12 protein-coding genes are annotated in these 12,124 nt (G+C 73.3%); 3 read left to right on the top strand and 9 right to left on the bottom strand.

Annotation, left to right across the window (positions count from 1 at the left end):
* Positions 1-118 precede the first annotated feature (118 nt).
* From HN013_RS16245 to HN013_RS16215, 7 genes are all read right to left on the bottom strand, one after another.
* Positions 119-811, bottom strand: coding sequence for a VC0807 family protein (locus HN013_RS16245; protein WP_249375059.1), 693 nt, complete (start codon positions 809-811; stop codon positions 119-121).
* 135 nt (positions 812-946) lie between these two features.
* Positions 947-2,167: a cytochrome P450 gene (locus tag HN013_RS16240; RefSeq protein ID WP_171166853.1), complete on the bottom strand. Its 1,221-nt coding sequence runs from the start codon at positions 2,165-2,167 to the stop codon at positions 947-949.
* The gene (locus tag HN013_RS16235; RefSeq protein ID WP_212764401.1) at positions 2,125-3,504 is read right to left on the bottom strand and encodes a cytochrome P450; all 1,380 of its coding nucleotides are present in this window, start codon (positions 3,502-3,504) and stop codon (positions 2,125-2,127) included. The genes HN013_RS16240 and HN013_RS16235 overlap by 43 nt, the downstream gene beginning before the upstream one ends.
* Positions 3,501-4,103 carry an ATP/GTP-binding protein gene (locus HN013_RS16230; protein WP_171166852.1) on the bottom strand — a complete coding sequence of 201 codons (603 nt, stop codon included), beginning with the start codon at positions 4,101-4,103 and terminating at the stop codon, positions 3,501-3,503. The genes HN013_RS16235 and HN013_RS16230 overlap by 4 nt, the downstream gene beginning before the upstream one ends.
* Positions 4,084-4,452 carry a DUF742 domain-containing protein gene (locus HN013_RS16225; protein ID WP_171166851.1) on the bottom strand — a complete coding sequence of 123 codons (369 nt, stop codon included), beginning with the start codon at positions 4,450-4,452 and terminating at the stop codon, positions 4,084-4,086. The genes HN013_RS16230 and HN013_RS16225 overlap by 20 nt, the downstream gene beginning before the upstream one ends.
* A complete protein-coding gene (locus HN013_RS16220) occupies positions 4,449-4,853 on the bottom strand; it encodes a roadblock/LC7 domain-containing protein (protein ID WP_171166850.1) in 405 nt (134 codons plus the stop codon). The genes HN013_RS16225 and HN013_RS16220 overlap by 4 nt, the downstream gene beginning before the upstream one ends.
* Positions 4,850-6,457 carry an ATP-binding protein gene (locus HN013_RS16215; protein WP_171166849.1) on the bottom strand — a complete coding sequence of 536 codons (1,608 nt, stop codon included), beginning with the start codon at positions 6,455-6,457 and terminating at the stop codon, positions 4,850-4,852. Before HN013_RS16215 ends, HN013_RS16220 begins: the two co-directional genes overlap by 4 nt.
* A gap of 320 nt (positions 6,458-6,777) precedes the next feature.
* Between HN013_RS16215 and HN013_RS16210 the strand changes: the two genes are divergently transcribed.
* From HN013_RS16210 to HN013_RS16200, 3 genes are all read left to right on the top strand, one after another.
* Positions 6,778-7,212, top strand: a complete 435-nt coding sequence (locus tag HN013_RS16210) for a hypothetical protein (RefSeq protein WP_171166848.1) — start codon at positions 6,778-6,780, stop codon at positions 7,210-7,212.
* Entirely contained in the window at positions 7,212-9,536 is a 2,325-nt protein-coding gene (locus HN013_RS16205; RefSeq protein ID WP_171166847.1) for a DUF6571 family protein, read from the top strand. Before HN013_RS16210 ends, HN013_RS16205 begins: the two co-directional genes overlap by 1 nt.
* Positions 9,537-9,744: 208 nt before the next feature.
* Positions 9,745-10,257, top strand: a complete 513-nt coding sequence (locus tag HN013_RS16200; protein WP_171166846.1) for a hypothetical protein — start codon at positions 9,745-9,747, stop codon at positions 10,255-10,257.
* Positions 10,258-10,275: 18 nt separating this feature from the next.
* Here HN013_RS16200 and HN013_RS16195 read toward each other — a convergent pair whose 3' ends face one another.
* Both HN013_RS16195 and HN013_RS16190 read right to left on the bottom strand, forming a co-directional pair.
* A complete protein-coding gene (locus HN013_RS16195; protein ID WP_171166845.1) occupies positions 10,276-10,962 on the bottom strand; it encodes a polysaccharide deacetylase family protein in 687 nt (228 codons plus the stop codon).
* A gap of 266 nt (positions 10,963-11,228) precedes the next feature.
* Positions 11,229-12,011: a polysaccharide deacetylase family protein gene (locus HN013_RS16190; protein ID WP_312018619.1), complete on the bottom strand. Its 783-nt coding sequence runs from the start codon at positions 12,009-12,011 to the stop codon at positions 11,229-11,231.
* Between the last annotated feature and the right edge of the window lie 113 nt (positions 12,012-12,124).

Below are 12,124 nucleotides of genomic sequence, written 5' to 3'. Positions count from 1 at the left end.
CCCGGAACCGCGATACGTACTGGCTCCATGACCAGCGGTGACCCGTCAACTTTAGTCGGCGGGCCGCTGGGGGAGGCGCGGGTGTCGGATCGTCAGAAAGGGCTCAGGCGGGAGCGGCTCAGGCGGCGGTCGTCTCCTCGTCCAGCATCTTGTCCATCGGCCCGGTCGCCACCGCGCCGCCCAGCACCACCCCCAGCGCGATGGCGCCGAGCAGCATGGCCGTGGAGCCCCAGGAGGCCATGGTCTCCAGGGGGAGGGTGTACGCGCCGACGACGCGGGCCGCGCACTCGGTCAGCAGGGCCGTGCCCCAGATCACGCTGAACGTCAGCTCGTACCGCCGGAACCGGGCGTTCCCGGCGGACAGCCGCTCCCAGGCGGCGGCCTTGGCCGTGCTGCCCTTGACGAGCATGGGCTTGAGGCCGGCCGTCATCAGGGGCCGCCCGGCGAGGACCGACCAGAGGATGGAGAGGCCGACGACGCTGCTGATGGCGGAGTCCTTGGCCATCATGAGCCGGGCGTCGCCGGTGGCGAAACTCAGGGCCAGGGAGAGGAGGTTGACGACGAGCATCACGCCGGCCAGGCCGTTGAACGTCCGCTCGCGGACGGCCGGGATGAGGGTGCGGGCCGCCGGGACGACGCTGCTGAGGGCGAGGGAGAGGACCAGGCTCAGGCCCAGGCCGTCGCGGAGCAGGTAGTAGGAGCCGAGGGGCAGGGCGACGTCGAGCAGGAGCGGCTTGAGGGCGGTGACGAGGGGGTTGCCCTGCCGCGCCTGCTCGGTGGTGGTGGCGGGCGCGGCCGTTGCCTGCGACATCTGGGGCTCCTGGGGCTGTCCTGGGGTGGTGGTCACAGCCTCGCAAGGGAGGGATGTCCGTCGGCAGGGCCGGGTGTGGGGGATCGGGCAGGACGAATGTCACGGGTGGGCGGCCCCACCCGTGACCTGCCCGGATCAGCCCAGCAGCACCGGCAGTGTCCGGAAGCTGTTGCTGATGAACGACGGGAGCGGCGTCAGCTCGTCCGGCCGGACGGCGAGCGACAGGCCGGGGAAGCGCGCGAAGAGGGCCGGCAGGGCCACCTCCGCCTCCAGCCGGGCCAGGGCGGCGCCGACGCAGAAGTGGGCACCGTGGCCGAAGGTGAGGTGGCGCTTGTTCTCGCGGCCGATGTCGAAGTCGTCCACCGTCGGCCCGTACTGCTCCGGGTCGATGCCCGCCGCCGCGTACGAGGCCAGGATGGCGTCGCCGCGCCGGATGACCGCGCCCTCCACCGGAATGTCCTCCTTCGCGTAGCGCATCGGGAAGTGGCCCACGGGCGAGTGCCGGCGCAGGGTCTCCTCGACCACGGACGACCAGGGCTGTTCGCCGGAGACGACGCGGGCCAGCTGGTCCGGGTGGGTGAGGAGCGCGCGGACCGCGTTGGTGACGAGGTTGAGGGTGGTGCCGTGGCCGGCGACGAGCATGAGGAGGAGGGTGCCGATCAGCTCCTCCTCCGAGAGCCGGTCGCCGTCCTCGCGCGCGGCGATCAGGTCGGAGGTGATGTCCTCGCCGGGCCGCGCCCGCCTCTCGGCCGCGAGGGCGGCGAGCAGGGCGAGCAGCCGGCGGCGGGTGGCGATGACCTCGTCGGGGCCGGTGGCGCTGCTGGTCAGGCTGGCGGAGAGGGCGCGGAACTCGTCGTAGCGCTCCTCCGGGACGCCGAGCAGGTCGCCGATGGTCCGCATGGCCAGTGGGTAGGCGAACAGCACGCGCAGGTCGACCGGGCCGGGCGGCTGCTCGCCGAGGCGGTCGAGGAGATTCCGGACGGTGGCCTCGACGGGCGGCCGCATACCGGCGATGCGGCGGGGCGTGAACGCCTGGGTGACGAGGGTCCGCAGGCGGCGGTGGTCGTCGCCGTCGGCGGTGATCATGCCGGCCTTGGCGACGAAGTTGACGAGCGGCCAGCCCTCGGGGACCGAACCGTCCTGCAGGGCGCTCCAGTTGCCCGGGTCCTTGACGACGCGCGGGTCGGTGAGCAGCTCGCGCAGCAGCCCGTGGCGGGTGACCACCCAGGCGGGTATCCCGTCCGGGAGCTCGACGCGGACGGCCGGGCCGATGGCGCGCAGCCGCCGTATCTCGCCGTCCAGATCGGCGCCGGTCACGTCCAGGCGGAAGAGCGGGGCGTCGGTTCTGCTGTCCATGACGGGCCTCCAACGGCGGCGGTGCGGTGCGGGACGGGGGTGCTGTGCTGGACAGAGGTGCTGTGTTGAACGGGTGTGCTGTGTTGGATTGGGGTGAAGTGCACGGGCAGGGCGGTGAGGGCGCGGGCCCATGGGGACGGCCGGTAGGCCAGGTCCCCGGCGGGCACGGCGAGCCGGATGTCGGGCAGGCGGTGGACGAGGGTGTCGACGGCGGTGTGCGCGATCACCCGGGCCTGGTCGCGGGCGGGGCAGGTGTGCGGGCCCGCGCCGAAGGCCAGGTGGGAGCGGTTGCCGGGGACGATCTGACCGTCCGGCGGCTGGACGGCGGGGTCGTGGTTGGCGGCGGCGATGCCGAGCAGCAGCGCGTCCCCCTCACGGATGTGCTGCCCGCCGAACCGCAGGTCGCGGGTGGCGTAGCGGCCGGGGAAGTTCTGCACGGGCGCGTCGCGCCACAGCACCTCGTCCAGCGCCGCGTCCACGGTGAGCCGGCCGCCGGTGACGTGGGTGCGGAATCGGGTGTCGGTGAGCAGGAGGCGGATGGTCGCGGCCGTCCAGTTCGCGGCGGGGCCGTTGCCCGCGACGATGATGACGGCCAGGTGGTGCATGACCTCCTCGGCCGACAGGCCCTCGGGGTGGGCCAGCAGCCAGGACGTGAGGTCCTCGCCCGGTTCCGCGGACTTGCGGCGCACCAGGTCGCCCAGGATCCGCTGGAGGGTCTGATTGGCGGCGGCCGCCCGGGGTCCGCTGTCCACCATGCCCTGGACGGCCGCGATGAGTTCGGGCGCGACGGCGTCGGCCAGCCCGAGCATCCGGGAGGCGGCCCACAGCGGCAGCTGGAGCGCGTACTCGGCCAGCAGGTCGGCCTCGCCGCGCGGGGCGATCGCGTCGATGAGCATGTCCGACAGCTGGGCGATGCTGTGCCGCAGCCGGTGCTGGTCGAGGCGGGCGAAGCCGTCGCCGACGGCGCGGTAGAGGCGGCGGTGCACCGGCCCGTCGGCGAACAGCACGGTCGGGCGGTAGCCCATCATCGGCAGCAGCGGCGAGTCCGGACGCACCAGCCCTTCGCGGAGGGCCCGCCAGCGGCGCGAGTCGTGGGAGAAGCACTCCTCGTTGCGGGTGACCTCCAGCAGCTCGCGGTAGCCGATCACCAGCCAGGCGGGGACGCCCGGTTCGAGCTCGACGGGGGCGACCGGCCCGTGCTCGCGGCGTAGCCGCGCGTACAGCGCGTGGGTGTCGCCGGTCAGCACCTGCCCGTACAGGGCGGCGGGCGCCGGGCCCGACGGCGCGTGGTGGGCCGGGCAGCCGGCCGGGGGCTCCGCCGGGGTCGGGGTGGTCATGACGCGGGTGCCTCCAGGGCGGCGGCGGTGGTGTACAGGTGGTCGACGAGGGTGACGAGCGCACGGGCGCTGGACGACCGGTCGCGGGCGTCGCAGAGCATCACCGGGGTCTCCGGCAGCAGGTCCAGCGCCTCCCGCAGCTCCTCCGCCGGGTGGGCGGGCGCGTCGGGGAACGCGTTGGCGGCGACGGCGAACGGCACGCCCAGGTCCTCCAGGTGGCCCAGGACGTCGAAGCTCGCCTCCAGCCGCCGGGTGTCGATCAGGGCGAGGGCGCCCAGCGCGCCGTGCGTCAGATGCCGCCACAGCGGGAAGAAACGCGGCTGCCCCGGGGTGCCGAAGAGGTAGAGGACACGCCGCCGGTTGAGCGTGATCCGCCCGAAGTCCATGGCCACGGTGGTCGTGGACTTGCCCGGCAGCACGTCGTCCACGCCCTGCCCGGCCTGCGTCATGGTCTCCTCGGTGCGCAGCGGCGGGATCTCGCTGAGCGAACCGATCAGAGTGGTCTTGCCCACGCCCAGCGGGCCCGCGATCACGATCTTGACGGATGTGCGCACGGTGGGGGGCAGATAGCGGCCGCCGTCAGAGTTGGCGGAGTCCATCGAGTACCTCTTTCAGCAGGGCGGGGTCGTGCCGGTCGGCGGCCGTGACCGGGGGACGGGCGACGACCAGGCCGGCGTCCAGCAGGTCGGCGAGCAGCACCTTGATCACCGCGACGGGCTGGCGCAGATGGGCGGCGACCTCCGCGACCGACAGCAACCGGCCGCACAGGTCCAGGATTTCGGCGCACTCCGGGCTCAGGCCGGCCGCGGGCCCCGCGCCTTCGGGGGCCTCGTCGGCGTCGGTGGCGACCACCAGGGTCTCCAGCGCGAGGGTGTCACGGGAGGGGGCGACCCGGCCGCCGGTGATCACGTAGGGGCGTACCGGTCCCGCGCCGGCCGTACCGCTCACGGAGTGGCGGTACGGGCGCGGGGCGGGCTGCTGAGGTGCTGCCCGATGCGCACGACCATGTGCTGCATCTCCCGCGCGACCAGCCCGGCGTCCACGTCCGCCGCGGTGGCGACGGCCAGCGAGGCGCCCGGCCCCGCGGCCACCAGGAACAGGAACCCGCCGTCGAACTCCACCATCACCTGGCGCGGGGCGCTCCCGTCACCGGCCAGCTGGGCCGCGGCCTCGTGGCCGAGGGAGAGCAGGCCGGAGCAGATGGCCGACAGCCGGTCGGCGTCGTCGGTGGATATGTCGGGCGAACCGGCCAGCCGCAGCCCGTCGCGGGACACCACGAGCGCGTGCCGCACCGCGGGCACCCGCAGGATGTCGGCGAGCAGCCACTCCAGATTCCCGTTCGTACTCAACGCGATTCCCTTTCGCTGTCGTGGGGCTCCCGGGGCCGCGTGGGCCCCGTCGCTCGCGCCGCGTCCGCCGCACCGGCCGGACCCGCCCCTTCCGCCGCCATTGTGGCCTGTGGCGTCCCGGCGGACGCCGCCGCCTCCTCCCGGCCCTGACGGGTACCGGTCTGCAGGCTGCTCATGAAGTCGGCGGCCTGCTGCGGCGACCGGACGGGCTCCGCCGCCGGAGCGGCCCGGCGTACGGGCTCCGGGGCATCCTGGTTCGCCGCGCGACGGCTGCGCCGGCGGGGCAGGCCGCCGGGGGTGGTCGCGGGCGGTTCCGGCGTCGGGTGCTGCTCCCGCGGCCGCTCCGGCGTGAGGCCCTGTTCCCTTGAACGCGGCATGTCCTGACGGGCCGTCGGCTCGGGCCGGGTGTGCTGCGGGAGGGCCGCCGGGGCGTCCTCGGGTACGGGCTCCCGCGGCTGTTCCCGCGCGTGCTCCCGCATTTGCTCCCGCGCGTGCTCCCGGAGCTGCTCCTGCGCGTGCTCCCGGAGCCCGGGGGCCCGCGGCGGTGCCGGGGTGGCGGGTGCGGCGGGACCCTGCGTCAGGAGGGCGGACGGGACGAGGACGACGGCCCGGACCCCGCCGTAGGCCGACGGCGAGTCGAGCTTCACCGAGAAGCCGTACCGCCGGGCCAGCATGCCCACGGCGGCCAGGCCGAGTTGCGGCTTGGCGCCGAGGCCCCGGCCCTCGGCCACCGCGCCGCCGCCGAGGCGCACCTCGGCCTCGGCGAGGGCCTGTTCGGTCATCCCCAGCCCGCCGTCGTCGATCTCGATGACGGCGCCGCTGTGCACCGGGCGGATGCCCACCAGCACGGTCACGGTCGGGGGCGAGTAACGGGTGGCGTTGTCGAGCAGCTCCGCGACGGCGTGGATCAGGGCCTCGACGGCGCGCGGCTCGACGGCGGCGTCCCGCGCCCCCTGGACGCGCACCCGCTGGTACTCCAGGATCCGCGACTGCGCGCCGCGCACCACGTCCAGCAGCGACACCGCCTCCGGCCACTGCCGGCCGGGCCACGCGCCGCACAGCACCTTCATGGTCTGCGCCTGCCGGGCCAGCTGCGCGGCGGCGTGGTCGGCCCGCATCAGACCGGCCATCAGGACCGGGTCCTCCGCGCTCTGTTCGAGCACGTCGAGTCCCTGCTGCTGGGCGAGGGCCATCACCTGGATCCGGTCCGCCATGACCAGGAACGCCGCCCGCCCGGAGTCCTCGCGGGCCTTCAGCCTCCGGACGGTGGTCGCCGTACGGTCCAGCAGCGCCTCGTGCCGCGCCCCGAACGCCGTACCGCCCGTACCGTCCGCAGGGGCCGTACCGCCGTGCAACGGACCCGGAACCTCCGGCGCCCCTTCCAGCACCGCGGGCAGCCGGGTGCCGACGAGGTGGTCCAGCTCGCTCTCCCAGGCGCGCTGATACGCGGTCAGCTGCTGGTGCTGCCCGGTGGCGGTGGCCAGTTCGTCCCGCAGCCGGGCCGTCAGACGGCGGGCGCGGACCAGCAACGGCGCGGCGATCACAGCGGCGGTGGCCGTGCCCGCGACCAGACCCAGGGACACGGCCTCCGTTATCGGCATCATCAGACGGTTCCCGGGAGGCGATCTTCAACTGGAGGACGGCCGTCAGCGTACGGGTCGGGTCGGGGGTGGCGGAAGTGTTGGGTGTGTCCTGACGCTTGGTCGGATTCCGGTCCATTCCTCCGCGAAAGCAAACAGTGGTGGAGGTACGCCCGGTTGGCCCCCGCGCCGTCGTCCGTCCGCCGGGGCACCACACCGGGTGTCCAGGCGGCGGTCGGGCGGACGTCACCTCGTGTTTTCTTTCGGTATTTACATTCCGCTCCGCGGCGGGTCGATTCCTCGGGGAAATGGACCCGCCCGACCGGGCAAAGGGAGGGGAATGCGTGTCATACGAGGAAAAGTGGGCGAAATTCCAGGTTCCGCGGGCCGATACGGAAGCCGGACGCCTGCGGATCGCGTCGGCGGGAGGTGAGGGAGGCGGCGGCAGCGGGGGTGCGGGGAAGCTCAAGGTGACGTCCTCCCTGCTGAAATCCCGGGCGGGCAGGGCGGAGGAGGTGCGCGGTCAATTCCTCAAGGCGGACGACGAGGTGATGCGTGAGACCGGGGAAGTGCCCGGCACCCTCGCGGGCTTCACGGCCGACGAGGCCCTGCGGGCCTTCCAGCAGCGCTGGCTCGACCAGATGGCCCATGTGAAGAGGCAGTTCAGCGCGACCGCCAAGGCGCTGAGCGCCTCGGCGGACGCTTTCACCGCGGAGGACAAGAAGCACGCGCAATCCTTCAAGGGCGGCGGCAACGGCACGGACGACGGAAAACAGTGATGACCGGACAACTCGGGTACCACGAGGTCAGGACGGCGAATCTGGGACCGCTCCGCGAGGCCGTGGCGAAGTGGCGGCAGGCGCCGGATAAATTCCAGCAGATTCAGCTGAACCTGTACAACAACGTCACCCGCGGACTGGAGGCCCCCGCCTGGGAGGGGAAGGCCGCACAGGCGGCGGGCGAGAAGTTCGCGGGGCTCCAGAAGCAACTGAGCGCCGCCGTCGAGGAATCCCTCCACGTCTACAACGTCATGAGCGAGGGCCTGGCACAGTTCGACGCGGCGAAGAAGGCGCTGGAGGCCATCGAGCGGGAGCTCGCCGGGCACAAGCACCTCAGGCTCAACCCGGCGGACGGCTCCCTCCGCCTCGAACTCACCGGCGAGGAGGAGCCGCACCGCGCCAACCTGACCAAGGCGTACCAGGAGACCTTCGAGCACTACCGGCAGCGCACCCGCAAGGCGATCGAGCAGGCCGCCCAGGCGGACAGCGCCCTCGCCATGGCCCTGAGCTCCGACGTCAACGGCGAGGACCGCGGCTTCAACGCCAAGGCGTACGACAGCCTGGCCGAGGCCCGCAAGGAGACGGCCGCCGACCTCGACCGGGCCGTCCGGCTGACCGGCATGCCCAACGGCAAGATGACCTCCGACCAGCTGCGGGAGCTGTCGGAGGCGATGGCCCGGCACAGCAACGTCCCCGATTTCGCCGAGCAGTTCGCCACCCGGGTCGGCCCGGAGAAGACCCTCCAGCTGTGGTTCAACGCCACGCACCCGCGCAACCCCGACCGTCCCGGCACGAAGATCGACGAAAAGGTCTGGTGGCCCGCGGCCGAGAGCCTCCAGCGGAGCCTCGGCACCACCCTCGCCACCGCCTCGCACTCCGACACCCCCGCCATGCGGGAGTGGAAGGACAGCATGATCCGGATGGGCCCCGAGCGGCTCGACAGCGGCGCGGCGACCCACCCGTACGGCTTCCAGGTCATGAGCAATCTCATGCGGACCGGCGATTACGACAAGCGCTTCATGAGCGCGTACGGCGGCAAACTGCTCACCTGGGACGCCAAGAACAACACCAAGAAGGGATACCCCTTCTGGTCCAACACCGCCGACACCGACACCCTGAACCTCATCGGCCGGCGGCGCGGCGACACCGGCCACGACGCGGTGGCGGGATTCCTGGAAGGGCTCGGCCACAGCCCCGAGGCCGCCACCGAGTTCTTCAAGAAGCCCGAGGGCGGCGGCAAGGACGCGGTGAACTCCCATTTCTCCTACCTCGTGGAGAAGCGCAACTGGGTCTTCGACGGCCAGGTGCCGGGCGGCCCCAGGAATCTCACCGGCCACGAGGCACTGGGCCACGCCCTCACCGCCGCGACCACCGGCTACGCCTGGGACGCAGGGGAGCTGAGCGGCAAGGACCCCGAGATCTTCGCCGCGGGCGGCAGCCGGCGGAACGCCGCCACCGCGGACGTCATGGAGCAGGTCGTCCACGTGTACGGCGGCAAGGACGGCCCCCGGCTCCTGCACGACCAGCCCGGGATGGCCACCAGCCTGGGCGTGATGGGCGGGACGTACGTCGACGACCTCAACTACAACGTGTCGGGCGCGGGCAACGACAGCCTGCGCAACAACGACGCCTTCCCCGCCGCCTACCGCGGCCGCGCCGACTTCGGCGGCAAGCAGGCGATCGACTTCCTCAGCGTGCTCGGGCAGAACGCGGAGTCCCACGGCATCATGAACCAGGCCGAACACCTCTACACCGTCGACCGGTTCGCCCAGAACCCGCCGGCCGACGGGCTGGCGGACTACGCCCACTCCCGCCGGGCGCTGCTGACCGAGGCCGAGGTGCGCGGCATCCTCGACCATTCGAGGGCCGCGCAGATCGAGGCCACGTACCAGCACGACAAGGCGGCCGCCGAGGCCGCCTACAAGGAGTCGACCGACTGGACGCGGGTCGGGATCAGCGCCAGTGGACCCGCGGTGTCCAACGGCATCGTCAGCGTGGTCGGCAAATCGGGCCCGTGGGGGCTCGTCGTGCCCGTCGCCATGGGCGGAGCCGTCGAGTTCGCCAAACTCTTCCACAACGACCTGCTGTTCCACGGCCCCCAGCTGCCGGCGCCCGTCGATTCGTCGACGTTGTTCGAGAACGGTGTCTCTGCCCTGGGCAAGACGGCGGAACAGTACGAAATCCCCAAGTACGAGCGACAATACGGGACCGGTGCCGATGCCGCGGACGCGACGGGAACCATCTCCGACCGGATCAAGCAGGCCTACATCGGCACCGGAGCCGCCACCGACCAGTACCGCGGCCACAAGCCGTACACCCCGTAGACGACGCGTCCTGCTCGCCCTGACGCTGTGCGCGGCGCTGACCTCGGCGGCGTGCACGTCGGAGGGGGGAGGGGCCGGGAAAGCGGCCGGCGTCCCCACGGCGGAGCTGTGCCACGGGTCCCTGAACGCGGCCGCGGTGGGGGCGCTGGACCGGCTGGGGCAGGGGGGAGGGAAGGACCTCGGGAAGGACTTCGGGGAGGAGAAGGGGATGACGTTCGAGGACGCGGCCGGACGGCTCCGGGGGAACGCGGGGATCAGCGAATCGCGGTCGGTCGTCTGCCGCGTCCACGAGGCGGGCAGCACGAAGGACGGTCCGCTGTTCACCGTCGAGTTCGTCCACCCCGACCGCTGGGCGGACTGGCCGGACCGGCTGAGCGCCGACCAGCGGTACTACCGCATGGGGCTCATCGGAACGGCCGACCGCAAGACCGCGTTCCTCGGCTTCCGCTGTGACCGTGGGCTCGGCGGGGCCGGCGGGCTCGGCGGGCCGGCACCTCCCGTCGTGGGTGCCTCCCTCGACCTGTGGCCCGACAGGGCGCACACGGAGATCGACGGGCCCGAGCGCGGCCATCTGCTGATGACCGTCCTCCACTCGGCGGCCCGCACGATGGCCGGGAAGCTCGGCTGCCTGGAGCGGTCCGGCCTTCCGGCGGCCGTCCCCGCGCCCGCCCCGCCGTCCGCGTACCGCAAGCCGCCGGCGCTGCGGGGGCCGCGGGGCTGACGCGCTCGGTGCGGCCCGTCAGCCCATCAGGGCTTCCAGTGAGGTGAACCCGTACCCCCGGCCGGCGATCGCCTCGATCACGTGGGGCAGCGCCGTCGCGTCCACGGTCGACGGATCCGCGGTGCCGGTGCGTCCCACGTGCATGAGCACGATGGCGCCGGGGGTGAGGGCGTCCAGGACGCGGGCGACGACGGTGTCCGTGGTGACGCCCGCCGCGGCGCCCTTCCAGCCCAGGGTGTCCACCGTCCACCGGACGCAGGTGTACCCCTCGGCGTTGACGTCGGCGATCGACTCCCGGTCGACCTCCCCGAAGGGGAACCGGAACAGCGGCACCGGAGGCCGTCCGACGGCCCGTTCGATCGCGTAGGCCGCCGACCGGACCTCCTCCACGCGCTGCTCCCGCCGCAGCCCGGGGAACGCGGGGTGGGTCATGGAGTGGTTGCCCACCGGGTACGCCCCGGCGATACGGCGGGCCGCCGCGGCGTGCGCGGAGGCGAACCGCCCGGTCATGAAGAAGGTCGCGGGCAGCGCGCGCGTCCCGAGGGCCGCCAGGACGGCGTCGACACCGTCCGGGCCGCTGCCGCAGTCGAAGGTCAGCGCCACCTTCTCCTCCGCGATCGGCAGGGTCGTGAAGTCCCGTCCCGCCAGGCGCCCGTTCCCGCCGTCCGGCTCCGCGGCGGCCGCGGGAGCCGCCGCACCGGCCACCGCGGCCGCTCCGGCGAGCGCCGCGAGGCGCAGGAGATCGCGTCTGGCGGGCCGGAGGGAAGGCGAAGTGGGGTGAGACGTGGGCGTGTTCCTCAAGCGAACTGTCCCTTCAGGGGCGTTGGGGCGTTGGGGTATGGGGGGTATGGGCCTTGGGGCAGTCAACTGTGCCGTGCCGACGGGGCGGGCGAACGCGGGCGGAGGCGCCCGATTCCGGTGGGCAGGAGGCCCGGGGCAGGACCGCCCCTCCGCCCGTCACCCGAAATCCGTCACCCGAAAGAGGATCCCCGGACGGCTCGGGGGAGCGGCGGGACGGTGGTGAAGCGGTAGCCGGCGTCGAGGAGCCGCGGCAGGTAGGTCTTGAGGGCCTCGACGGTCTGGGAGCGGTCGGTCTTCGGGTCCCTCTCCGCTTGCTGGTTCTGCCCCTCGGGGTCGACGAGGCTCCCGTCGTGGTGGAGGACGATCGCCCCGGTGCGGGCTCCGTCGAGGACGGTCCGCACGATGTGGTCGACACCGGGCCGCGACCAGTCCTCCGGATCCACCGACCAGGAGACCGCGCGGAGGCGCAGATCCGCGCAGATCTCCAGGGCGGCGGTGACGAAGTGACCGCCCGGGGCGCGGAAGAGCGCCGGGACGCGGCCGGTGGCGTCGGCGACGACGTCCTGGGTGCGCACGATCTCGTCCCGGATCCGCGCCCGGGAGAGCGTGCCCAGGTCCGGATGCGCCCAGGTGTGGTTGCCCAGCGCGTGCCCCCGCCCGGCGATCAGCCGGGTGACGTCCGGGTACGCGGCGACGTTGGCGCCCAGGACGAAGAACGTCGCCGGCACGTCGTACCGGTCCAGCACGTCGAGCACCCGCGGTGTGTGGAGCGGACTCGGTCCGTCGTCGAAGGTCAGCGCCAGCGTCTTCGGCCCCGCGGCCACCTGTCTGTCGGGAGCGGGCGGCCCGTCGGCCCGGGCGCGGCCCGCGGCGAGGAGGCCCGGCAGCAGCGCCGCCCCGGCCGCGGCGAGCAGGCCCCGGCGGTGCGGGCCACGTCGTTCGCTGATCGTCACGGTGCCAGCATCGCGCGGGGCGGGGGCCGGTGTGGGAGTGTGCTCACCCGTACGGGTGGGCCCCGGTGGTTGCGGAAGTGCCGGTCTTCCGCGCCGGCGGGCAGGCCGGCCCC

Origin of the sequence: Streptomyces sp. I05A-00742 (genome assembly GCF_013055795.1) — a bacterium.
GTDB lineage: Bacteria > Actinomycetota > Actinomycetes > Streptomycetales > Streptomycetaceae > Streptomyces.
The sequence above is the reverse complement of the archived record's forward strand: the minus strand, read 5'-3'. Positions and strand labels throughout refer to the sequence as shown.

Excerpts from the sequence above, each read along its gene's own strand:
- HN013_RS16245 (WP_249375059.1), bottom strand. The coding sequence starts at position 811 with ATGTCGCAGGCAACGGCCGCGCCCGCCACCACCACCGAGCAGGCGCGG.
- HN013_RS16240 (WP_171166853.1), bottom strand. The coding sequence starts at position 2,167 with ATGGACAGCAGAACCGACGCCCCGCTCTTCCGCCTGGACGTGACCGGC.
- HN013_RS16235 (WP_212764401.1), bottom strand. The coding sequence starts at position 3,504 with ATGACCACCCCGACCCCGGCGGAGCCCCCGGCCGGCTGCCCGGCCCAC.
- HN013_RS16230 (WP_171166852.1), bottom strand. The coding sequence starts at position 4,103 with ATGGACTCCGCCAACTCTGACGGCGGCCGCTATCTGCCCCCCACCGTG.
- HN013_RS16215 (WP_171166849.1), bottom strand. The coding sequence starts at position 6,457 with ATGATGCCGATAACGGAGGCCGTGTCCCTGGGTCTGGTCGCGGGCACG.
- HN013_RS16205 (WP_171166847.1), top strand. The coding sequence starts at position 7,212 with ATGACCGGACAACTCGGGTACCACGAGGTCAGGACGGCGAATCTGGGA.
- HN013_RS16200 (WP_171166846.1), top strand. The coding sequence starts at position 9,745 with ATGACGTTCGAGGACGCGGCCGGACGGCTCCGGGGGAACGCGGGGATC.